Raw genomic sequence first — 22,500 nt, forward strand, 5'->3', positions numbered from 1 at the left:
TTTTAATGGAGTTGCAACTAAATACCTGAATAATTACCTTGCTTGGTTTCGGGTGTTAGAATCCATTCAACATCAAAGGAATCCTATTACTATGAATGACTTGATGATTAAAGGGAATTTAATACAAAATATGGAAACATATGATACACTTAGGTTAGCTAAATTCACGATATAAACATCACTGCTTGTTCAACTAACGACGCAGGTTAATAAAAATCTGATGAATCTTTTTTGTAATGGAACCGTCTAATATATGGGAGGTGTTTATATGCGAAAGAAATTATTAGTAATAATTTCTGGAATTCTTTTATTATTATCTGGTTGTTCTTTAAATGATGGTGAATCAGAGAATGAAATACAAAATGATGCCAGTGCAAGCTGGGCATATCCATTCGTTAAATGGGAAAATCAAACCTATGTTGTAGCAGAAGAGGAAATTAAAGAAGACAAAATAGGTCAAGAAATCGGTAAAGTTACTTCATATTCAGACCTTGAAAGTTCTAACACAAGTGGGAACTTCTCTAATGAATATGAAGTTGGGACAAAGTATTATGAAATCACAGATATTAGCCAAAAAGAAGCAATAGCTATCGAAGTTAAAAAAGGAAAGTTTATTAAAGCTGTAATTTCTGATAAATGGGAAGAGCAAAATTTTTAGCTTTGTGAAATGATGTACTTAAACAAACGGGTGCGTTAGTTGAATAAGCAAATATTATAAAATGGAACTTCCGTAAATTAGGAGGTTTCGTTTTATAAGAAATATCAACATTAAACTTTAACAGAGCCTATTATTTAAACAAAAGATTACTTTGTTCCATTATGCTCTAATCTCCAATAATAATGGAAAAGAATAAAAAACAAAAAAGAACAGACCGAGCAAAAATAAGTTTTCACTCGGTCTGTTTATTATTTTAATAAGTTTATTTTTCTTTGTTTTGCTTCTTTAAATAGGAAAAAGTATTTTGCTTCTGACAGTTTAGCAGCGCTAATTACTTCATCGGAAGGATCAAAACTTTTATCTAATAGACTCTTATCATTTAACCATTCTTTCTTTAAATGATTAAATTGGACTAATAGCTTTTCATCGAAATCCTTCCTTAACTTCCCTTTTCTTTGAAAGAACATCACTAGCCCTCCTGTTCTTACACTTCTCTTCTACCTTCTAATGCTTTAGATAGTGTAACCTCATCTGCGTATTCTAAATCGCCACCTACTGGTAAACCATGGGCAATTCTTGTGATTTTAATTCCTGACGGTTTAAGAAGACGTGAGATATACATGGCTGTTGCTTCTCCCTCTATATTCGGATTGGTTGCCATAATAACCTCTTGCGCTTCATCATCTTGCAATCTTTTTATTAAAGAAGGTACATTAATATCTTCTGGTCCTATACCATCCATCGGAGAAATAGCACCATGAAGCACATGATAAAGTCCGTTATATTCTTTCATCTTTTCCATCGCTATTACATCTTTAGGATCTTGAACTACACATATAATACTTCGGTCTCTTCTGCTATCTTCACATATATAACATGGATCTTGGTCTGTTATATGCCCACAAACAGAGCAATAAGTAAGGTTTCTTTTTGCATTAACAAGTGCCTTTGCGAAATCTAATACTGTATCTTCTTTCATATTTAATACAAAAAAAGCCAGTCTTGAGGCCGTTTTAGGCCCGATGCCTGGCAATTTCATAAAGCTGTCAATCAGCTTTGATATAGGTTCAGGATAATGCATAATCTCCCTCCTTAAAACATTCCAGGAAGATTTAATCCTTTTGTAAACTGACCCATAGTAGAGTTAGTAAGTTCATCCGCTTTTTTTAATGCATCATTTGTTGCTGCTAGAACTAGATCTTGCAACATTTCTACATCTTCTGGATCGACAACCTCTTCCTTAATAATGACATCAAGAATTTCTTTATGACCTGATACAACTACAGTTACCATTCCGCCCCCTGCTGTTCCTTCAATTTTCTCCTCACCAAGTTGCTCTTGAGCTTCAGCCATTTTCTTTTGCATTTTTTGCATTTGCTTCATCATATTTTGCATATTTCCCATTCCACGCATTTATCATTACCTCCAGTTTATAGTTTCCATTGGTTTATCTACATATTATGTACATATATAACCAATAGGTTCAAAATTAATCCTTCACTTCTAATAATTCTTCACCAAATAATTTTATTGCTTCCAAGACAACAGGATTATCTTGACGTATTTCTTCGTCTTCCTCATCAGACTCTGCATGATGAGAACTATTTAGAAAGTCTTCCCTTATAGTGAGCCATTGTTCTTCCGGTACTCCTAATAAATTATACCTTGTACCTGTAAGCTGATACAAAGAATTAGTAATCGTCTCTATAAATTTACCATTATCTAATGCCATTTGACAGTGGATTTCATATTTAAACTTAATAATCAAAGAGTCAGATGATGCAGCAACTGGTTCTGCTTCATTCAATAACGCTGCCTGTGATCTCATTTGATTTTGGACTAGCGTATTTAGCATTGCTCCCCAATTACTTTTTACTTTTTGTAGTTCTTGCTTCGTTGCATTTTTTAGAGTCTCCGTTATTTTACCTAATGGAGCTTGGAATCCTTTTCTATTCGTTCTAGCTTTTTTCTGTATTGTCTGTGTTTCCACTGCTACAGATACTCCATTTTGCTTGAGGTTCGAAACTTCTTGTTCTAAAGAAGTTATCTTATCAAGTAAAGATTGTATTTCTGGGATACTCACCTGTGCTTGTCCAGATGAAGTCGCCGTCTCTAGCTGGCACAGATTCACAATCGCCACTTCTAAAAAGATTCTAGGATGATTGGTCCAGCGCATATCTTGCTGCGTTTTATTTAATACGCGAATAAGCTCATAAATTTGTTCATGTGTATACGTTTCTGCAAGATCTTTGAAATCATCATCTAACAAAACTCGCTCTAATGATTCTTCTAAGCGAGGCGCTGTTTTATATAGCAGCATATCTCGATAAAAAAAGATAAAATCTTCAATAAATCGATTAGAGTCTTTTCCTGCAAGAAGTAATTCATCTAATGATTGAAGACCTCTTACAGTGTCTCCATCTAAAATAGCTTTAGATAAAGTATTTAAAAAGTTTTGGGAAACAGCTCCAGTTACGGTAAGAGCATCTTCGACTGTAACTACTTCATTGCTATAAGAAATAGCTTGATCTAGCAAACTTAACGCATCACGCATTCCACCATCTGCCGCTCTTGCAATCATTTGCAATGCTTTTTCCTCACAGGAGATTGCTGACTCATCCATAATCAATCTCATTCGATTGACAATCGCTTGCGATGTAATCCGTCTAAAATCAAATCGCTGACATCTTGAAATAATCGTTAAAGGAATTTTGTGAGGTTCAGTAGTGGCCAAAATAAAGATTACATGTTTAGGGGGTTCCTCCAATGTTTTCAAAAGAGCATTAAATGCTCCAATTGATAGCATATGCACTTCATCGATAATATAAACTTTATAAGGTACAGAGCTAGGAGCAAATTTAACCTTATCTCTTATATCCCTTATTTCTTCTACTCCATTGTTAGAAGCAGCATCTATTTCGATTACATCTGGTATAGTACCATCTGTAATGCCCCTACACGCATCGCACTCATTACAAGGTTCACCAATTGGTGCTCTCTCACAGTTAACAGCCTTTGCTAATATTTTTGCTGCACTTGTTTTCCCTGTTCCCCTTGGTCCAGAGAACAAGTAAGCGTGAGATATTTTTTGTTGAAGAAGGGCATTTTGCAATGTCTTTGTTACGTGTTCCTGCCCTACTACATCTATAAACTGCTGAGGACGCCAAACCCGATATAAAGCTTGATAGTTCATAGTACCCTCCATTTTTTATTCATACAATTATTATAGCTTATCCATGTATATTTTTACATCCATAATAGCATACATAAAGGCATCTAAATAGCTTCCCTTTAAAAAAGAAAAACCACGGCACTTCTTTCTATTTAAGTAAAAACCGCTCATTTATTCGTTTTCATCTTACAAAAAAACTCATCCTAGTGGATGAGTTTTGTATGTATAAATTAAGCTGCCGTGCACCTTTCATCGACTGGCACCCATAAGCGTTACTTAAGTAGTTAGCTCGGTCCAGGTAACCCTGCGGCACATGGGGGTGTCCACTTAATGCTGCTTCCTTCCGGACCTGACATGGTTCATGGATTCCCATTGCGCAGGACCCGGACGTCAACACCACTTACTTAAGGCAGACCCTACAGGATACCAGCCTCAGAAAGGAATTCAGCCTCGCTAGAGCGGATTGCGAGTACAGGGCACCGCTACCTCCCCGCTTAGCACGACAAAATTGATACCGAATATTAGGTGTCCTTAAGACACACTCTTAGTATACTGATAATGAAAGGAAAAATCAACATAAAGCATTTGTTAATTATTGTAAAGATCATTTTTACTTGTCTTTTGTCTTTTTTCTTCCTTCCTACGATTTCTAATTTCCTGAAAAAAAGAAGTTAATAACTGTCCGCATTCTTGGTCTAATATACCAGAAGCCACTTCACTCTGATGATTAAACCGACTATCTTGAAGTAAATTCATAAAGGTACCAGCACAACCTCCCTTTGGATCAGCAGCTCCATAAACTACTCGAGGAATACGTGACAGTAGAATAGCGCCAGAACACATCGCACATGGCTCAAGAGTAACATAAAGTGTTGCTTCTTCTAACCTCCACGTACCCAATACTTTACAAGCTTTTTCAATGGCGAGTAATTCTGCATGGGCAACAGCAGATTGATCTGTTTCTCTTAAGTTATGTGCTCTTGCTATTACCTCCCCCCTATAGACAACAACTGCTCCAATAGGCACTTCTCCAATTTCTGCCGCTTTCTGTGCTTCCTCTATCGCTATTTTCATAAATAATTGATCTTGTTTTTCTTCCATTCTTACAGCCCACCTATATAAAAACACAAAATTTGTTATGAAATTTCTTCTTTGATTTAAACTAAGTAAACTAGATAATTAATCACAACCATTCCACTTTAGCCAAACGAGAGAAAGTTGTTGGATGGACTGATTGATTTTTCTTTACAACTAGAACCAATGCTTCATTCTACCATTTTACATAGAAAAGGAGAACCGTATGGAATCATCTGAAACAGCTCTGTTAATTATTGATATGATTAATGACTTTAATTTTGAGCATGGAAATATTTTAGCAGAAAAGGCATTAAAAATTGCAGATCAAATCCAATTACTAAAGAAACAATGTGATAAAGAAAATATTCCAATCATCTATATCAATGATCACTATAATTTATGGCAAGCAGAATTGAACAAAGTAATAGAGTATTGTAAAAATGAAAAAAGCGAATCTGTTATTGGCAAAATAAAGCCAACTGACAAAGATTATTTTTTAATAAAACCAAGACATTCTGCTTTTTATGGGACAGCCTTACATACATTACTTACCCAGTTGCAAGTAAAAAAGCTTATCCTTAGCGGAATTGCTGGCAATATTTGCGTGTTATTTACTGCAAATGACGCCTATATGCGAGAATATCCACTTCTTATCCCAGATAATTGTATTGCTTCTGTTGACGATGAAGATAATCACTATGCTATTCGAATGATGAAAAATGTTATGCGTGCAAAAATATTTACATTCAAAGAAAACACGAGCATTTCTCCTCTTTCTTCCTCATAAGCTGTAATAATGTATCCTTATCAGGAGGGAAGAATATGCAAATTCATGTTGTCAGCAATAATCAAACCTTAACAGGCATTGCAGCTGCATACGGTACTACAGTTAATGATTTGGTAGAAGCGAACGACCTGCCAAATCCGGATCGATTAACAATAGGGCAAGCACTAGTCATTCCCATCATCGGCAGCTTTTATTGGGTACAGCCAGGAGACAGCCTCTGGTCTATCGCTCAAAGATTCCGATTAAATTATGAACAATTAGCCACTATTAATTCCATTCCTGTGAACCAATCTTTACAAGTCGGCTTACGTTTATACATTCCAGATCGTCCAAAAAGACCAGTTGATACTAATGCATATGTGGAACCAAGAGGAACATCTGTTGCCCCTAATTTAGAGGCAAGCGCGCGAGAAGCCGCTCCCTATTTAACCTATCTCGCTCCTTTTAGTTTTCAAGCATTACGGGATGGAAGCTTAAAAGAACCGATCCTCAATAATTTCCCTAGCATTGCCCAAAGAAATAGAAATGTACTCATGATGGTCATTACGAACCAGGAGAACGATCAATTTAGTGATGAATTAGGAAGAATCCTATTAAATGATGAAACCATCCAAAATAACTTTATCAATAATATAGTTGCGACCGCTAAAAAATACGGATTTAAAGATATCCATTTTGATTTTGAATATTTAAGACCAGTTGATCGGGAAGCCTATAACTCCTTCCTGCGTAAAGCCAAAAATCGTTTTTCACAAGAAGGCTGGCTATTATCTACTGCTTTGGCTCCTAAAACAAGTGCCGATCAAAAAGGAAAATGGTACGAAGGACATGATTACAAAGCGCACGGAGAAATTGTTGATTTTGTTGTCATCATGACATATGAATGGGGTTATAGTGGTGGACCTGCTATGGCTGTTTCTCCTATTGGGCCCGTAAGAGAGGTACTCGAATATGCAATCACCGAAATTCCCTCTTCTAAAATTATGATGGGGCAAAATCTTTATGGATATGATTGGACACTACCATTCGTTGAAGGATCCATTGCAAAAGCACTTAGTCCTCAAGCAGCAATACAGCTTGCAGCTGATAATAATGTCGCTATTCTTTATGATCAGAAAGCACAGGCTCCTTATTTTAAATACACAGATAGTGCAGGGAAATTACATGAAGTATGGTTTGAGGACGCCCGCTCCATTCAAGCTAAATTCAATTTAATTAAAGAATTAAATTTAAGAGGAATCAGCTATTGGAAATTAGGGTTGCCATTTCCTCAAAATTGGCTTTTAATAGTAGATAATTTCCAAGTAACAAAAAGAACTTAAATACAAAAGGAAAGGTCTCTTTTTCAATCAGACCTTTCCTTTTTATGCATCTTCTAACCAATTAATTTTGTATATATCGACTTTGCCATACTAACCTCTGAGGTTCCATGAATAATAGCACGACCATCCTTAAATAGGATAACTCGATAACCATCATAATGAAAAGAAACTAAATAGGGATTTGCAATTAAGTTTTCCACCAGAGATTTCCACCGTTGCGAGAGCCCATATAAATCCAATTCCTTAAAAATAGGCGGACGAATATGAACCGCATCTCTCCCACACAGTACAGCCGCTTTCGTTTGTTTTTGCGCTGATAAATACGGAAAGTCGGCATCGTCCCCACAAGAAGGACAGCTGTTATTTCTTAATGCCGCAACATTCACTTCCGCATATTCCATTTTCCAAATATCAAAAGAACGAAGGACTGGCCATACTGTTTTACCTGCAAGAATCTGCATTGCTTGTGATACTTGCATGGCAGCAACCCACTGAACGATAGGACTAATAACACCCGCCGTATCACATGTAATTTGTTGAGAAGGAAGCTTTTCAATTAAACAATGGAGACAAGGAGCATGTTCTCCAATAACTGGATAAGAAAGCCCATAGCTCCCAACACAAGCTCCAAATAGAAAAGGAATATGATGCTTAATCGCAGCATCATTTATCACCATTCTTGTTTCAAAATTATCCGTTCCATCCATTAAAATAGATGCACCACGAATAAATTTTTCCACCGTATGATAGTTAATATCCTCTACAATCGACTCAATAAGTGTATGACTGTTAATTTCCTTTAGTCTTTTTTCTGCAGCAATTGCTTTAGGAAGCTTTTTCGCTGCATCCTCTTCTGTATATAACTGCTGTCTTTGCAGATTACTTTGTTCCACGTAATCACGATCAATAATGGTGAGTTTTCCTATTCCCGCTCTAACTAGCATCTCAGACACTGCCGATCCTAAAGCTCCAGCTCCTAAAATAACAGCGTGACTATTTTCAATTTTCATTTGCCCATCTTTTCCAATAAATAATGCTTGTTTCAAAAAGCGACTAGTCAAGATGTAATCATCCCTGTCAAAGGACTACTTGCGACTCCATAATTTTTCTCTGCTATTCTTCCTGCTTCGTATCCTAATCGTCCTGCTTCGATCGCTAGCTTCATGGCATATGCCATTGTAACTGGGTCTTTCGCATTGGAAACTGCCGTATTCAAAAGCACCCCATCTGCTCCAAGCTCCATAGCATATGCTGCATCCTTTGGAGAACCGATTCCTGCGTCTACAATAACAGGAATCGCGCTTTGTTCAATAATAAATTGTAAATTTAATGGGTTGATAATTCCTTTTCCAGACCCAATTGGCGAAGCGCCAGGCATAATGGCATGTACCCCTAACTGTTCTAGCCGTCTAGCAAGCACTACATCATCAGAAGTATAAGGCAATACAATAAATCCTTCTTCTAACAACTGCTCAGAAGCCTTTAACGTTTCTACAGGATCTGGCAGCAGCGATTTATCACACCCAATTACTTCAACTTTAATCATGTCACATAATCCAGATGCTTTTGCAAGCTTAGCGATTCTTACCGCTTCCTCAGCTGTTTTTGCGCCTGCTGTATTAGGAAGGAGCGTATATCTTTTTAAATCTAATTGCTCTAAAAAGTTCGGCTGTGATTCTTCAAATATATTCATCCTCCGTACAGCAAAGGTTAGAATCTCACTTTGTGATACTTCTACAGCCTTTTTTTGCACCTCAAGTGACGGATATTTCCCTGTTCCAAGTAATAAACGAGACTGAAACGTGCGATTAGCTATTGTTAACATGTTTACCCTCCTCCAACAAAATGAATTAATTCGACTTTGTCTTTTTCTTTTAATAAATGAGCTTGATAGTGCTCTTTTCGTAAAATATTTTTATTTATCTCCACAATCACAATACGATTATTTAATGCAAATAAATGCAATAAATCTTCCACTGTAACTACATTCTCCGGCAGCTGCTGTTCCTTCCCATTCAATTGGATGATCAATTACTTACTTCCCTCCCTATGCATAAAATCATGACGCTCCACTTTAAATGCATCTACCCACCGTTTCTCTACAGGTGAACCAATCATTAAATCACGAATCATCTTCCCTGTAGCTGGTGCTAATAATATGCCATTTCGTTGATGCCCTGTTGCAAAATATAAGCCTTTCATCTCTGGATGCTCTCCTATAAATGGATATCCGTCATAAGTTTGTGGTCTAAGTCCCGCCCATGCCCGCTTCCATTTCATCTTTCCAACTTCCGGTATCATTCTTTTTGCTTTTTTTATCACTTCTTGTAGTCCATCAAGGGAAGGATCTTCAGTCCAATCATTCCATTTTTTCGTCGCACCAATAACAAGCTCATTATTATTTCTAGGTACAATATAAAATTGGTCATGAAATACAGAATAATGTAACGGAGCTCCATCATTTAACGCGGCCACACATTCGCCCTTTACTGGAATAATTTCATGAGGTAATCCTAATTGCTGAAAAAAGTAATTACTCCACACACCACTCGCAACGACAACATTATCTGTTAAAAAGGTCCCTTGCGACGTTTTCAGCACATATCCCATTCCATTCTTTTCCACTCTTAATACACGGGTATATTCATAAATTTCGGCTCCTAATAGCTTAGCTCCTTTACTTAGACCATTACATGCTATTAATGGGGTAATATGTACATCCTCTTTTAAATAAGCTGCTCCTACAATATCTGCTGCTAGCTGAGGTACTTTTTCTCTTGCTTCTGTGCAATCCAACCATTCCACTGACGATAAGGAAAGAATAGATTCCAGGTCTCTCTTTTCTTCCTCTGAATAAGCAAGCTTCAATAATCCACCATTTTTCTTTTCAAAATCAATAGTTGTTAGTTCTTTTATCTCTTCATAAAGTTCCTTATATAAAAGCTGGCTACTTCTTGCAAATGGATAGAGCTGCATAAATTCTTTATACTCGGAGTGAGCACCTAGCATTCCAGCTGCAGCACTTGTTGATTTTCCGCCCATTTGCTGTGCTTCGAAAATAGCTACCTTTCTCTTCTCTTTTGCCAAATAGTAAGCGATAGAACTACCGATAATTCCACCACCAATAATTGCAACATCAAACTTCTTCGTTTCCAAGCTCTTCACATCTTTCTCTCATACTTTGCACTACCTTTAATGGATCAGATGATGAAAAAATAGCTGACATAATAGCCACTCCATCCACACCAAAACTCGCTAGTTCTTCTATTTGATTCTCCGTAATTCCCCCTATAGCATACAGTGGAATAGATATATTTCTTTTTATTTCAGAGATAGAGGACAACACGATAGGAGGCTTTCCTTTTTTACTATTTGTAGGATAGCAATGGCCGTATATGACATAATCTGCAATCTCTTTATCTGCTAGAATTGCTTCTTCTTTGCTATGAACAGATACACCTATATACATTTTTGGAAACCTTGTTTTCACATCATTAACAGACACTCCACTTGTCGGTAAATGGACATTTTTTAACGAATGCAATAGCGCAATATCAAGACGATCATTAACAATTATTTTTCTTGCAGGTACCCCTTCCTTAAGCAAATAATCACATAGCCTATAAATTTCTTTTGGACTTTTGTCTTTCTCTCTAATTTGCAGATAATCCACATATGGATGGATTTCTAATAAAATTGATAAAAGCTTCTTTAAGGTATGTTTGTTATCTGTGACAGCCATTATCTTAATATTCATCACCCCAACTTATCATTTAGAAGGAAAAGTGGCTGAAAACACCAAAAACCACTTTTCCAATTATAGAAAAGTGGTTAATAAACTACGCCTAATGAAAAGTTCATTAGACACGCATATTTAAAGATACTCCACTTTCCTACGCAGGTACGAACCTGTTCAGGTTTTGAGGGTTTAAAAAGTAACTACTTTATTCTCAGCCCTTATCAAGGGATCCCCTAGTGATTCATTTATAAACTTTACCCATATACTACCATAAATCAAAAATTTAGCAATATAAAATTCAAAATTTTTTTACTCTTTTATCCTCTAACTAGGGTAATCATTCATTAACCAATAGTTCTATTTGAAATAAGCCGTAATAATACTTCAGGAAAAAACATGCATATGTCCACATCACTCTTCATGTGTTAAAATGACTCTTGTACTATTTTTATTACCTACTAAAGGAAGCAATTGTTTGTATAGGCTTTACACGCAAAATAGTTGTTAGGCTAATCTACAAGCCTTTTAAAAATCTTTGCTCCTTAAAAATAAGAGAACAGGAGGGACAAGTGTGAATAGTATCCCTTTTATTACAGTAGAAGGACCTATTGGAGTTGGGAAAACTTCTTTAGCTAAATTACTCTCAGAGTACTTTCAATACGAGCTTCTAAAAGAAATTGTCGAAGAAAATCCTTTCCTCGGAAAATTTTATGAAAACATTGATGAATGGAGTTTTCAGACAGAAATGTTTTTCCTATGTAATCGATTTAAGCAGTTAAACGATACAAGAGACCATTATCTATCTAAAAATATTCCTGTAGTTGCAGATTATCATATATTAAAAAACCTTATTTTTGCTAAAAGATCTTTACAGGATAATGATTTACAGAAATATGTTCGTATATATGAGGTGTTAACAGAAGACTTACCGATGCCGAATATTATTATTTACTTACATGCCAGCTTGGATACAATAATGGCACGAATCAAAAAAAGAGATAGAGACATTGAAAAAAATATTAGTCCTCTTTATTTAGAACAGCTAGCTTCTGATTATGATATTGTCATGAATGACTTCAAAAAAAATAATCCACATATTCCTGTATTAGATTTCAATGGAGATACACTGGACTTTGTTCAAAATAAACAAGACTTAGTAAAAATTATTGACACAATAAAAGAAACTTTAAATATAGGAGCCTTTAAACATGAATCTACGAACAAAATATAATATTCCTAGCAATTCCGTTATTACGATTGCAGGAACAGTTGGTGTTGGTAAATCAACGCTAACAAATGCACTAGCAGATGCTTTGCAATTTCGAACTTCCTTTGAGAAAGTGGATACAAATCCATATCTTGATAAATTTTATCATGACTTTAGTAGATGGAGTTTCCATCTGCAAGTATATTTTTTAGCAGAACGCTTTAAAGAACAAAAAAGAATCTTTGAATATGGCGGCGGATTTATTCAAGATCGTTCCATTTATGAAGACACAGGCATATTCGCGAAAATGCATTATGAAAAAGGAACAATGTCAGAAGTAGATTATGAAACATATACAAGTCTTTTTGATGCAATGGTGATGACACCTTATTTCCCACATCCAGATTTGTTAATATACCTTGAAGGATCTCTTGATGATATTTTACAGCGAATTGATCGAAGAGGTCGAGAAATGGAGAAGCAAACGCCGATTGATTATTGGAAAGAAATGCATGGAAGATACGAAAACTGGATTGAGTCTTTCTCTGCATGCCCAGTACTTCGTTTAAATATTAATGAATATGACGCTATCGCCGGAACACAGTCTATCGAACCAATTATCGAAAAGATAGGAACGATTCTTCAGCAAAAAAATTATAGCCATAAAGCATAAAAAGGACTTTCCTTAGTTTACAAATACAGTCAGCTTCATCTTGTTCGAAAGATTCGCTGACTGTATTCCAAAACAATAAGGAAAATCCTATATATATAAGTTGTTTTCTAAAAGTTTGTTGCTATTTTCAATAGGAATAATAAATCAATTAGAAAAACTGATTCGCTCCATGGAAACTGAGGTGGATTCGAGTCGCAGATCTTTACAACAAACTTTACAAAATAGTCTATGTAAACAATAAAAACCTGCTACCGTAGTAGCAGGTCACATATATCTCCAAATATTATGCGCAATGTAAATTAAAAAATCATGGAGGAGGAAAGGGGATTCGAACCCCTGCGCGGTTTGACCCGCCTGTCGGTTTTCAAGACCGATCCCTTCAGCCGGACTTGGGTATTCCTCCATCAGACAAGTAATAATATATCATCTATTTAATATTAAGTCAACTATATTTTTCATTTTTTTATTTTTTATTTTTTTTATCAAAAAACATATAAAAAATGCATTAATAATAGTATTCTTCTACACTAAATTAAGAATAGCTAACTTCTCGGAAGAGCTGCTCCCTTCCAAGAAGTCATATCCTTTTATCTATCTATTTATTACCTTACTCAGGAGAAATTACTTCTCTATTTCTCATATAAGGGCGAAGTACTTCAGGAATTACAACACTTCCATCTGCTTGCTGATAATTTTCTAGAATAGCTGCAACTGTTCTTCCAATCGCAAGGCCAGAACCATTTAATGTGTGCACATGCTCCGGTTTTCCTTTAGGCTCTCTGCGGAAGCGAATATTTGCTCTTCTCGCTTGGAAAGCCTCAAAATTACTACAAGAAGATATCTCACGGTATGTATTATAGCTTGGAATCCATACCTCCACATCATACTTTTTCGCCGCTGTAAAGCCCAAATCTCCTGTACACATACTCAAAACACGGTATGGTAATCCTAGAAGCTGCAATACTTTCTCTGCATTTCCTGTTAAAGACTCTAGCTCTTCATAAGAATCTTCTGGTTTCACAAACTTCACAAGCTCTACTTTATTAAATTGATGCTGTCTGATCAGACCTCTTGTATCTCTACCTGCAGATCCTGCTTCTGAACGGAAATTGGCGCTAAATGCTGCATATTTGATTGGAAGCTGGTCCCCATCAAGTATTTCATCTCTATGCAGGTTGGTTACAGGTACCTCTGAAGTTGGAATTAAGAAGTAGTCTTCTTTTTCTATTAAAAAAGCATCTTCTTCAAACTTAGGTAATTGTCCTGTACCTGTTAGACTTGCTCTATTCACTAGGAAAGGAGGAATAATCTCTTTATACCCATGTTCCTCTGTATGCAAATCAAGCATAAAATTAAATAATGCTCTTTCTAGTTTAGCCCCTAAACCTTTATAAAATACAAAACGACTTCCTGTTACTTTTGCTGCCCTTTCAAAATCTAGCAAATCTAAGTCAGTAGCAACATCCCAATGTGGCTTTGGTTCAAAATCAAATTTTCTAATTTCGCCCCATTTTCTAATTTCAATGTTATCATCTTCCGTATCCCCTACTGGAACACTCTCGTGAGGAAGATTCGGAATTCCTAGCATAATGGTTTGCAATTTTTCTTCCACATCACGTAGCTCATTATCATATTCTTTAATTTTTTCGCCAACTTCTCTCATTTCTACAATAAGAGCCTCTGCATCTTTTTTCTCTCTTTTTAAAACTGCTACTTGCTGTGATACTTCATTTCTTTTGCTTTTTAATTGTTCTGTTTCAACAATAAGCTCTCGACGTCTTACATCCAATGCTTCAAAATTTTCAAGCTCTGATAAATCTTCTCCTCGATGCTGTAATTGACTTTTCACAAAATCAAAATTAGCACGAACAAATTTAATATCTAACATCTCTTTATTCCTCCCATTTTTTTCTACATGCAATCTACTTCTTTTAGGTTAGACGCCCTCTGTTAGAAATTCTCAAGTTTCTTTTGGAAAACAAAAAACTCCCGTCCCCAAAAAAGGGACGAGAGTTACCCGCGTTGCCACCCTAGTTAAAAGCAAAAACTGCTTTTCACCTTAAAGATCATAACGGTTTTTAGCCGAAAACAATTACTAGCAATCATTGCGTTCCTTGTTTTTACTCTAGGATGGATTCACAAGCTTTATTCACCGATTCACACCAACCATCGGCTCTCTTTTAGAATAAGTAACCTGTTACTATTTCCTATCATAGTAGATTCCATATATTAATTGCATTTATCTTACTATAATTATTTCCGAAATTCAACAACTTATGCAAATAAGTGTTGCTTAGCTTCTATTGCCATATTTATAAAATAGCCAGTTAAACGATGATCTTCTGTTAATTCAGGATGGAAAGAACAACCTAAGAACTGTCCCTCTCTCGCTGCCACAATACGATCATTATGTTTAGCTAGCACTTCTACATTTTCCCCAACGCTCACGATATGTGGTGCACGAATAAATACAGCTGTAAAATCCTCTGCAACTCCTGCAATATCTAAGTTTGCTTCAAAGCTCTCCCTTTGTCTTCCAAAAGAATTACGCTCGACTTGCACATCCATAACACCAATATGAGGTTTATCATAGCCTTTAATGGATTTAGCTAATAAAATTAAACCCGCACATGTTCCAAATATCGGCTTCCCAGATTGAGCAAACGTTTGAAGTGCATCCATAAAGTCATATTTATCTATTAACCTTCGCATCGTTGTGCTTTCTCCACCAGGAATGATAAATCCATCAATTTCATCTAGCTGTTCTTTTTTCTTTATAATAATAGCCTCTGCATTATTCGCCTCAATAGCCTTCACATGTTCTCTTACAGCTCCCTGTAATCCAAGTACCCCTATTTTTATATTTGGCATGGTACTCATATTACCAACCACGCTCTTGCATACGTGCTTCTGGGCTTAAACTAGAAATTTCGATTCCTTTCATTGCTGTTCCAAGGTTTTTAGAAATTTCTGCAATTAGCTCATAATCTTGATAATGAGTAGTTGCTTCTACTATTGCTCTAGCAAATTTCGCAGGGTTGTCTGATTTAAATATACCAGATCCTACAAATACACCATCTGCGCCTAGTTGCATCATAAGAGCCGCATCAGCAGGTGTTGCAACACCACCAGCAGCAAAATTAACAACTGGCAGACGACCTAATCTTTTTATTTCTAAAAGAAGGTCATATGGTGCACCTAAAATCTTAGCTTCTGTCATTAATTCATCTTCGTTCATATGAACAACTTTACGTACCTGTGCATTTACTTTTCTTATATGACGGACTGCCTCCACAATATTTCCTGTTCCTGGCTCCCCTTTTGTACGAAGCATAGAAGCACCTTCACCGATACGTCTTGCAGCTTCTCCTAGATCACGACATCCACAAACAAATGGAACAGTATATTCATTTTTATTTAAATGGAACTCTTCGTCTGCTGGAGTTAACACTTCACTCTCATCAATATAGTCTACGCCCATAGCTTCGAGCACTCTTGCTTCGACAATATGGCCAATACGTGCCTTTGCCATTACAGGGATTGTTACTGCATTCATTACTTCCTCTACAATTGTAGGGTCAGCCATCCTAGCTACTCCGCCAGCTGCGCGAATATCTGAAGGAACTCGTTCAAGAGCCATTACTGCTACTGCTCCTGCTTCCTCTGCAATTTTGGCTTGTTCTGCATTAATAACATCCATGATTACTCCGCCCTTTTGCATTTCAGCCATTCCACGTTTTACTCTATCAGTACCAGTTTTCATTGTTTGCCCCCTGTAAAGTCTCAATTTTAACACAAAAATTATTGGAATCTTTAGAAGAAACTTATTATTCCCTAATGAAAATAAACAATAAAAAAGAGCTTCTGTCAATACAAGAAGCCCTTTTTCTTACAACTTCTAAAATGTATGCGATTTTCTAATAGATTATTGTCTTTTACTTTTTCACAAAGATTTAATTAGAACCAGCCTTTTACTGTATCAAAAACACTTCCCCATACATTTGAAAAGAATGAACCAACACCGCGCATAGCTAAAACAAACCAATTTGCTTTTTCAACTGTTTCGTTTGCTACTAGGTCTACTTGTACCTTTTCTTTTCCATCACTAGTTAAGAATGGCACTTCTTTTCCGTCTTTCGTTTGTACGGTTACATAACCAACTTTATCTCCTTTTTTAATTGGAGCAGTTAGTTCCCCATCATCATTTAATTTCTTTTCATCTAAAACAACTTTTGCTACATAATTTTCTTTTTCATTATTCTTGATTACTAAGTTAATAGCATCTTTAGTACCAATGCTTACTTTATCTTCTTTTCCTTTGGTTACATCCAATGTTTTATTTTTGGAATCGACATAATTTGCAGGAAGAATTTCTTCCGTAGTGAAATTGCCAAAAGCATAGTCTAGCACTTTTCTTGCTTCAGCAAAACGAGAATCCTTCGATTCACTTTTCATAATAACAACAATATAACGTTGATTCTCTTTTTTTGCTGTAGCAGTAACATTGAATTTTGCATAGTCTGTAGAACCTGTTTTTAATCCATCTACCCCTTCATATCCATAAATCAACGAAGGTATTAACCAGTTGAAGTTTTTATATTCTCTACCATCTCTAAACTTCAGACTTGGCATACCAGAAGTCTCTAAAATTTCCGGATAATCATGAATTAAACGGTAAGCTAATTTCGCAACTGCTTTAGCTGACATTTTATTTTCATCTTCACTGCTTCCTGCTGGAATATTTCCCAATAAATCACTATTGTTTAAACCAGAAGAGTTTACAAATTCAAAATCCTCTAAACCTAATTCCTCAGCCTTTTGATTCATTACACTAATATAATTTTTTTCTGTACCTGCAATTAATTCTGCCAATGCAACTGTCGCAGCATTCCCTGAATGAATGGCCATTGCTTGATACAATTCCTTAACTGTATATTCTTCCCCTTCAGTCAACCCTACATTTGATAACCCAGGTGCACCTGACAGTCTGTGAATATAATTATTTATTTTTACTTTTTGATTCCAAGAGATTTTCCCATTTTTTATTGACTCTAGAACAATATATTCTGTCATCATCTTTGACATAGAAGCGACTCCAAGAAGCTCGTCCGTATTTTTTTCATATAATATTTCTCCGGTATTCGCATCCACTAATATAGCTGCCCCTGCATCTAATCCAAGCTCATCATTTTCAGCAGCATTTGCTTGATATGGTAGAACTGTTGATAGTGTACTTAAGAATAGTACGGCAATGATGAAAGACACCGTCCACTTTTTTACTTGTTTCAATATTAAAACCTCCAAAACTATTTTATCTATTAATCTAGCTTTATTTTCTAAGTTAATTATTTCCCTTGTACAGTTTAACATAAAAAAAACAAAAAAAATAGACAGCGCTATTGATCACCGTCTATTGTAAATGAAGGAAAGTTTTATAACCAATCATTAATAATATATATTAAGAAAGGGAATAGTTTGGTGCTTCTTTCGTAATTTGAACATCATGTGGGTGACTTTCTCTTAAGCCAGCACCTGTCATTTTTACAAATTGAGCATTCTCTCTTAATTCATATAAATCCTTTGTACCACAGTAGCCCATACCAGAGCGAATTCCACCAACTAATTGATAGATCGTATCAGAAAGTGGCCCTTTATAAGGAAGGCGGCCTTCAATACCTTCAGGAACAAATTTTTTGTTATCCTCTTGGAAGTAACGATCTTTTGATCCTTTTTCCATCGCAGCAACTGAACCCATTCCTCTGTACACTTTAAATCTTCTTCCTTGGAAAATTTCTGTTTCTCCAGGACTTTCAGATACACCAGCTAGCAAGCTTCCTAACATAACTGCATGTCCACCAGCTGCTAATGCTTTGACGATATCACCAGAGTATTTAATTCCTCCGTCAGCAATAATTGATTTACCATGTTTTCTAGCTTCCGTAGCACAATCATAAACAGCCGTAATTTGAGGAACACCTACACCTGCAACTACCCGTGTTGTACAAATGGAACCTGGTCCGATACCAACTTTAACAATATCTGCTCCAGCTTCAATTAAAGATCTTGTTCCTTCAGCAGTAGCAACATTACCAGCGATAATTGTTATATCAGGGAATGCCCTTCTAATGTCTTTAATACCGTCTAAAACCCCTTGTGAGTGTCCATGTGCTGTATCAATTACCACTACATCCACATTGGATTTAACAAGCATTTCTACACGTTTTAATGCATCACTCGTTACTCCAACAGCTGCACCAACTAATAGTCTCCCTTGTGCATCTTTTGCTGAATGCGGGAATTCAATTACTTTTTCTATATCCTTAATTGTGATTAATCCCTTTAATACCCCATCATCATTAATTAAAGGCAATTTTTCAATCTTGTATCTTTGTAAGATTTTTTCTGCTTCTTCTAATGTAGTTCCTACTGGAGCCGTTACTAAATTCTCTTTTGTCATAACATCCGAAATTTTAATGGAAAAGTCCTCAATAAAACGAAGGTCTCGGTTAGTAAGAATCCCCACTAGTTTTTGCTCCTCGTTATTATTAACAATTGGCACACCAGAGATACGATATTTACCCATTAGATGCTCTGCATCAAATACTTGGTGTTCAGGAGTTAAAAAGAAAGGATCTGTGATTACACCACTTTCTGAGCGCTTTACTTTGTCTACCTGCTCTGCCTGTTGCTCAATAGACATATTTTTATGAATAATGCCCAATCCACCTTGTCTTGCAATAGCAATAGCCATTTCTGCTTCTGTTACAGTATCCATTCCTGCACTAATAAGCGGAATGTTTAAGTTAAGATTTTTCGCTAATTGTACCTTTAAGCTTACATCTCGAGGCAATACTTCCGATTTAGCTGGAATTAAAAGAACATCATCAAACGTTAATCCTTCTTTTGCAAATTTACTTTCCCACATTTTAACGCCTCCATATTGTTAAAAATATTATTAGTAGGTTATCAATTGGATAAAATACTGTCAAGGTCAGTTTAATATGTTTAATTTTTCAAAAAATTTAAGGAGAGTTAAAAAATGCCCAATTATTATAAAGACTGGAGCTCTTTTAGTTGTTTTTTTTCCGCAGAATACAGCCAAAATTTTCTAAAAAAATGTTATCGCGATCTATATATATCTGATTTGGAAACAAAAAGCTATCAAAACTGCTATCCTTTCATGTATTTTTTAGAACATGGAAAATTATATTACCAACAAGCCGAGACAGCTCCACTAAGTATTCAGCCGATTCTTTTATTTTACGGTCTCGTTCATTTAATAAAAGCATGCCTATTAACAGTGGATCCAAACTATCCAAATTCCACCTCTGTTTTAGCCCACGGTGTCTCAACTAGAAAACTAAAAAAGCAGCAGTATTTATTTTTTCAAGACGAAGTTAAAATACAAAAAAACGGATTATTTACTTTTATGGCTAAGAAAATGTTCTCCTATGATAATTTGGAAGGTGAAAAAGTAAAAATGGATTTTCTCTTTAATCAGGTCCCAGAATTATCTAGCTTATTTCAACAATTAGAAGGGAAGTCAACATTTTTACAAGTGAAATATCTTCCGCCTCTTATTACATTGCCAAAACATATTTTAGATTTATATCATTCAAACTGTAATCATTTTAAAAATCATCTTGAAAATTATTATGGCATACATTTAGAAGAAATAGAGGAAAATAGGAGTGAGCTGTTAATCAGACTTTCTGAACCTCTTCCTCATAATAATTTCATTAAATGGGATACGAAAGAGAAATCTTATGTTATTTCTTCTGATAAAGAAAGACCTTGTTTTTCAAATGAAATGTTATCCCACTACTTAATTTTGTATAACTTAAGTATGATTGCTAGATACGAGATTGAATGGTGGAGTGAATTATTAAAAACAATGCCGAATAAAGATTATCCATTTATTGAATCATTTTTATTAATTGCTGCTGAAAAAGGACCTCAATTAATTTATCAATTTTTAAATAATCGAGTAAGTACCTAGTCCACTGGGGATTGACTAGGTACGGTTCTTTTCTCACTTTGCTTTTTATATTTTTAAATTCCTATCACTTATTTACTTATACATATAAAAAACAAGCATCCACCAAAGAAGATGCTTGTTTTATTCGTGCCTGGCGACGTCCTACTCTCACAGGGGGAGAACCCCCAACTACCATCGGCGCTTTAGAAGCTTAACTTCCGTGTTCGGTATGGGAACGGGTGTGACCTTCTCGCTATCGCCACCAGACTTATTTATTTAGAGAATTATTCTCTCAAAACTAAATCATTTAGAAGTAAACCATTTTGCCAAGTAATCATTATTGTCCAGCTCCAACGCCTATCGCCTAGCAAACTTCCGATCATCTCCCTACGATAAGTCAACATCGATTCACTTGCGTTCATCGTGTTTCCTTTATCTCAGTCGACGCTCTTCCAGTTTGTACGCCGATAAACAGGCGTTTCCGCTTTTCGTTTTAGTTAAGTCCTCGATCTATTAGTATCAGTCAGCTCCACATGTCGCCACGCTTCCACCTCTGACCTATCAACCTGATCATCTTTCAGGGATCTTACTAGCTTACGCTATGGGAAATCTCATCTTGAGGGGGGCTTCATGCTTAGATGCTTTCAGCACTTATCCCTTCCGCACATAGCTACCCAGCGATGCCTTTGGCAAGACAACTGGTACACCAGCGGTGCGTCCATCCCGGTCCTCTCGTACTAAGGACAGCTCCTCTCAAATTTCCTACGCCCACGACGGATAGGGACCGAACTGTCTCACGACGTTCTGAACCCAGCTCGCGTACCGCTTTAATGGGCGAACAGCCCAACCCTTGGGACCGACTACAGCCCCAGGATGCGATGAGCCGACATCGAGGTGCCAAACCTCCCCGTCGATGTGGACTCTTGGGGGAGATAAGCCTGTTATCCCCGGGGTAGCTTTTATCCGTTGAGCGATGGCCCTTCCATGCGGAACCACCGGATCACTAAGCCCGACTTTCGTCCCTGCTCGACTTGTAGGTCTCGCAGTCAAGCTCCCTTGTGCCTTTACACTCTACGAATGATTTCCAACCATTCTGAGGGAACCTTTGGGCGCCTCCGTTACTTTTTAGGAGGCGACCGCCCCAGTCAAACTGCCCACCTGACACTGTCTCCCACCCCGATAAGGGGTGCGGGTTAGAATGTCAATACAGCCAGGGTAGTATCCCACCAATGCCTCCACCGAAGCTAGCGCTCCGGCTTCCAAGGCTCCTACCTATCCTGTACAAGCTGTACCAAAATTCAATATCAGGCTGCAGTAAAGCTCCACGGGGTCTTTCCGTCCTGTCGCGGGTAACCTGCATCTTCACAGGTACTATAATTTCACCGAGTCTCTCGTTGAGACAGTGCCCAGATCGTTACACCTTTCGTGCGGGTCGGAACTTACCCGACAAGGAATTTCGCTACCTTAGGACCGTTATAGTTACGGCCGCCGTTTACTGGGGCTTCAATTCAGAGCTTCGCGCGAACGCTAACCCCTCCTCTTAACCTTCCAGCACCGGGCAGGTGTCAGCCCCTATACTTCGCCTTGCGGCTTCGCAGAGACCTGTGTTTTTGCTAAACAGTCGCCTGGGCCTATTCACTGCGGCTCTCGCAGGCTTGCACCCGCAAGAGCACCCCTTCTCCCGAAGTTACGGGGTCATTTTGCCGAGTTCCTTAACGAGAGTTCTCTCGCTCACCTTAGGATTCTCTCCTCGCCTACCTGTGTCGGTTTGCGGTACGGGCACCATCAATCTCGCTAGAGGCTTTTCTTGGCAGTGTGGAATCAGGAACTTCGGTACTATATTTCCCTCGCCGTCACAGCTCCGCTTATGTGGTAATGGGATTTGCC

Annotated in this window: 22 protein-coding genes, 1 tRNA gene, 2 rRNA genes, 1 other RNA gene, 1 riboswitch and 1 other annotated feature (2 of these 28 running past the window's edge); of the genes, 7 read left to right on the forward strand and 19 right to left on the reverse strand. The window is 36.9% G+C overall.

The annotated features are described in order from the left end of the window. Together ACWNMZ_RS02725 and ACWNMZ_RS02730 are read left to right on the forward strand one after the other, a co-directional pair. Positions 1–175, forward strand: the end of a protein-coding gene (locus ACWNMZ_RS02725) for an IS1595 family transposase (RefSeq protein ID WP_081836706.1). Its footprint begins 869 nt before the window's first position; the window shows 175 of its 1,044 coding nt (coding positions 870–1,044); the start codon falls outside the window, past its left edge; it ends in the stop codon at positions 173–175. Between the two features lie 93 nt (positions 176–268). Next, positions 269–658 (forward strand): hypothetical protein, encoded by a 390-nt coding sequence (locus tag ACWNMZ_RS02730; RefSeq protein ID WP_051641015.1) that lies wholly within the window; start codon positions 269–271, stop codon positions 656–658. 248 nt (positions 659–906) lie between these two features. On the opposite strand, the gene ACWNMZ_RS02735 is transcribed toward ACWNMZ_RS02730, so the two are convergent. The 6 genes from ACWNMZ_RS02735 to tadA form a co-directional block, all read right to left on the reverse strand. Next, positions 907–1,125 carry a YaaL family protein gene (locus ACWNMZ_RS02735; RefSeq protein WP_048718501.1) on the reverse strand — a complete coding sequence of 73 codons (219 nt, stop codon included), beginning with the start codon at positions 1,123–1,125 and terminating at the stop codon, positions 907–909. Positions 1,126–1,142: 17 nt separating this feature from the next. Continuing rightward, a complete protein-coding gene (recR, locus tag ACWNMZ_RS02740) occupies positions 1,143–1,739 on the reverse strand; it encodes a recombination mediator RecR (RefSeq protein ID WP_016205308.1) in 597 nt (198 codons plus the stop codon). Positions 1,740–1,750: 11 nt separating this feature from the next. Next, the gene (locus ACWNMZ_RS02745) at positions 1,751–2,071 is read right to left on the reverse strand and encodes a YbaB/EbfC family nucleoid-associated protein (protein ID WP_031539265.1); all 321 of its coding nucleotides are present in this window, start codon (positions 2,069–2,071) and stop codon (positions 1,751–1,753) included. Positions 2,072–2,147: 76 nt separating this feature from the next. Further along, positions 2,148–3,851 carry a DNA polymerase III subunit gamma/tau gene (gene dnaX, locus ACWNMZ_RS02750; protein ID WP_048718500.1) on the reverse strand — a complete coding sequence of 568 codons (1,704 nt, stop codon included), beginning with the start codon at positions 3,849–3,851 and terminating at the stop codon, positions 2,148–2,150. Positions 3,852–4,068: 217 nt separating this feature from the next. Next, positions 4,069–4,333, reverse strand: an RNA gene (gene ffs / locus ACWNMZ_RS02755) — signal recognition particle sRNA large type. A gap of 85 nt (positions 4,334–4,418) precedes the next feature. After that, entirely contained in the window at positions 4,419–4,931 is a 513-nt protein-coding gene (tadA, locus tag ACWNMZ_RS02760) for a tRNA adenosine(34) deaminase TadA (RefSeq protein WP_031539263.1), read from the reverse strand. Positions 4,932–5,130: 199 nt separating this feature from the next. Here tadA and ACWNMZ_RS02765 point away from each other — a divergent pair, with 199 nt between their 5' ends. Both ACWNMZ_RS02765 and ACWNMZ_RS02770 read left to right on the forward strand, forming a co-directional pair. Next, on the forward strand, positions 5,131–5,694 hold the full coding sequence (locus ACWNMZ_RS02765) for an isochorismatase family cysteine hydrolase (protein WP_031539262.1): 564 nt from the start codon (positions 5,131–5,133) through the stop codon (positions 5,692–5,694). Positions 5,695–5,729: 35 nt separating this feature from the next. Further along, positions 5,730–7,016: a glycosyl hydrolase family 18 protein gene (locus ACWNMZ_RS02770; protein ID WP_109769388.1), complete on the forward strand. Its 1,287-nt coding sequence runs from the start codon at positions 5,730–5,732 to the stop codon at positions 7,014–7,016. A 53-nt stretch (positions 7,017–7,069) separates the two neighbouring features. Here ACWNMZ_RS02770 and ACWNMZ_RS02775 read toward each other — a convergent pair whose 3' ends face one another. The 5 genes from ACWNMZ_RS02775 to ACWNMZ_RS02795 are packed head-to-tail and all read right to left on the reverse strand — an operon-like array spanning position 7,070 to position 10,773. Beyond that, on the reverse strand, positions 7,070–8,077 hold the full coding sequence (locus ACWNMZ_RS02775; protein WP_109769387.1) for a ThiF family adenylyltransferase: 1,008 nt from the start codon (positions 8,075–8,077) through the stop codon (positions 7,070–7,072). After that, positions 8,074–8,841 (reverse strand): thiazole synthase, encoded by a 768-nt coding sequence (locus tag ACWNMZ_RS02780; RefSeq protein WP_109769386.1) that lies wholly within the window; start codon positions 8,839–8,841, stop codon positions 8,074–8,076. Before ACWNMZ_RS02780 ends, ACWNMZ_RS02775 begins: the two co-directional genes overlap by 4 nt. Before the next feature lie 2 nt (positions 8,842–8,843). After that, positions 8,844–9,047 (reverse strand): sulfur carrier protein ThiS, encoded by a 204-nt coding sequence (thiS, locus tag ACWNMZ_RS02785; RefSeq protein ID WP_031539258.1) that lies wholly within the window; start codon positions 9,045–9,047, stop codon positions 8,844–8,846. Next, positions 9,048–10,172: a glycine oxidase ThiO gene (gene thiO, locus ACWNMZ_RS02790; RefSeq protein ID WP_109769389.1), complete on the reverse strand. Its 1,125-nt coding sequence runs from the start codon at positions 10,170–10,172 to the stop codon at positions 9,048–9,050. After that, entirely contained in the window at positions 10,153–10,773 is a 621-nt protein-coding gene (locus ACWNMZ_RS02795; protein WP_231512591.1) for a thiamine phosphate synthase, read from the reverse strand. Before ACWNMZ_RS02795 ends, thiO begins: the two co-directional genes overlap by 20 nt. 116 nt (positions 10,774–10,889) lie before the next feature. Then, positions 10,890–11,000: riboswitch (TPP riboswitch) on the reverse strand. A 326-nt stretch (positions 11,001–11,326) separates the two neighbouring features. Between ACWNMZ_RS02795 and ACWNMZ_RS02800 the strand changes: the two genes are divergently transcribed. Both ACWNMZ_RS02800 and ACWNMZ_RS02805 read left to right on the forward strand, forming a co-directional pair. Next, a complete protein-coding gene (locus ACWNMZ_RS02800; protein WP_031539255.1) occupies positions 11,327–11,986 on the forward strand; it encodes a deoxynucleoside kinase in 660 nt (219 codons plus the stop codon). Continuing rightward, the gene (locus tag ACWNMZ_RS02805; protein ID WP_031539253.1) at positions 11,964–12,635 is read left to right on the forward strand and encodes a deoxynucleoside kinase; all 672 of its coding nucleotides are present in this window, start codon (positions 11,964–11,966) and stop codon (positions 12,633–12,635) included. Before ACWNMZ_RS02800 ends, ACWNMZ_RS02805 begins: the two co-directional genes overlap by 23 nt. A gap of 310 nt (positions 12,636–12,945) precedes the next feature. Here the strand turns inward: ACWNMZ_RS02805 and ACWNMZ_RS02810 are convergent. The 6 genes from ACWNMZ_RS02810 to guaB form a co-directional block, all read right to left on the reverse strand. Beyond that, positions 12,946–13,038, reverse strand: a tRNA-Ser gene (locus ACWNMZ_RS02810). Positions 13,039–13,242: 204 nt separating this feature from the next. Beyond that, positions 13,243–14,523: a serine--tRNA ligase gene (serS, locus tag ACWNMZ_RS02815; protein ID WP_048718497.1), complete on the reverse strand. Its 1,281-nt coding sequence runs from the start codon at positions 14,521–14,523 to the stop codon at positions 13,243–13,245. A 111-nt stretch (positions 14,524–14,634) separates the two neighbouring features. Beyond that, positions 14,635–14,858: a binding site (T-box leader), on the reverse strand. A 51-nt stretch (positions 14,859–14,909) separates the two neighbouring features. After that, a complete protein-coding gene (gene pdxT / locus ACWNMZ_RS02820) occupies positions 14,910–15,515 on the reverse strand; it encodes a pyridoxal 5'-phosphate synthase glutaminase subunit PdxT (RefSeq protein ID WP_396953905.1) in 606 nt (201 codons plus the stop codon). A gap of 1 nt (position 15,516) precedes the next feature. Further along, the gene (pdxS, locus tag ACWNMZ_RS02825; RefSeq protein WP_048718496.1) at positions 15,517–16,398 is read right to left on the reverse strand and encodes a pyridoxal 5'-phosphate synthase lyase subunit PdxS; all 882 of its coding nucleotides are present in this window, start codon (positions 16,396–16,398) and stop codon (positions 15,517–15,519) included. Between the two features lie 194 nt (positions 16,399–16,592). Further along, positions 16,593–17,924: a D-alanyl-D-alanine carboxypeptidase family protein gene (locus tag ACWNMZ_RS02830; protein ID WP_284561633.1), complete on the reverse strand. Its 1,332-nt coding sequence runs from the start codon at positions 17,922–17,924 to the stop codon at positions 16,593–16,595. A 169-nt stretch (positions 17,925–18,093) separates the two neighbouring features. Then, entirely contained in the window at positions 18,094–19,560 is a 1,467-nt protein-coding gene (gene guaB / locus ACWNMZ_RS02835) for an IMP dehydrogenase (protein ID WP_048718493.1), read from the reverse strand. Between the two features lie 114 nt (positions 19,561–19,674). Between guaB and ACWNMZ_RS02840 the strand changes: the two genes are divergently transcribed. Beyond that, positions 19,675–20,634: a YaaC family protein gene (locus ACWNMZ_RS02840; RefSeq protein ID WP_031539246.1), complete on the forward strand. Its 960-nt coding sequence runs from the start codon at positions 19,675–19,677 to the stop codon at positions 20,632–20,634. 128 nt (positions 20,635–20,762) lie between these two features. Here the strand turns inward: ACWNMZ_RS02840 and rrf are convergent. Both rrf and ACWNMZ_RS02850 read right to left on the reverse strand, forming a co-directional pair. After that, positions 20,763–20,880, reverse strand: a 5S ribosomal RNA gene (rrf, locus tag ACWNMZ_RS02845). Between the two features lie 226 nt (positions 20,881–21,106). Then, positions 21,107–22,500 (reverse strand): 23S ribosomal RNA (locus ACWNMZ_RS02850); it runs 1,541 nt beyond the window's last position.

It is taken from the genome of Niallia sp. Marseille-Q9988, from assembly GCF_976954375.1.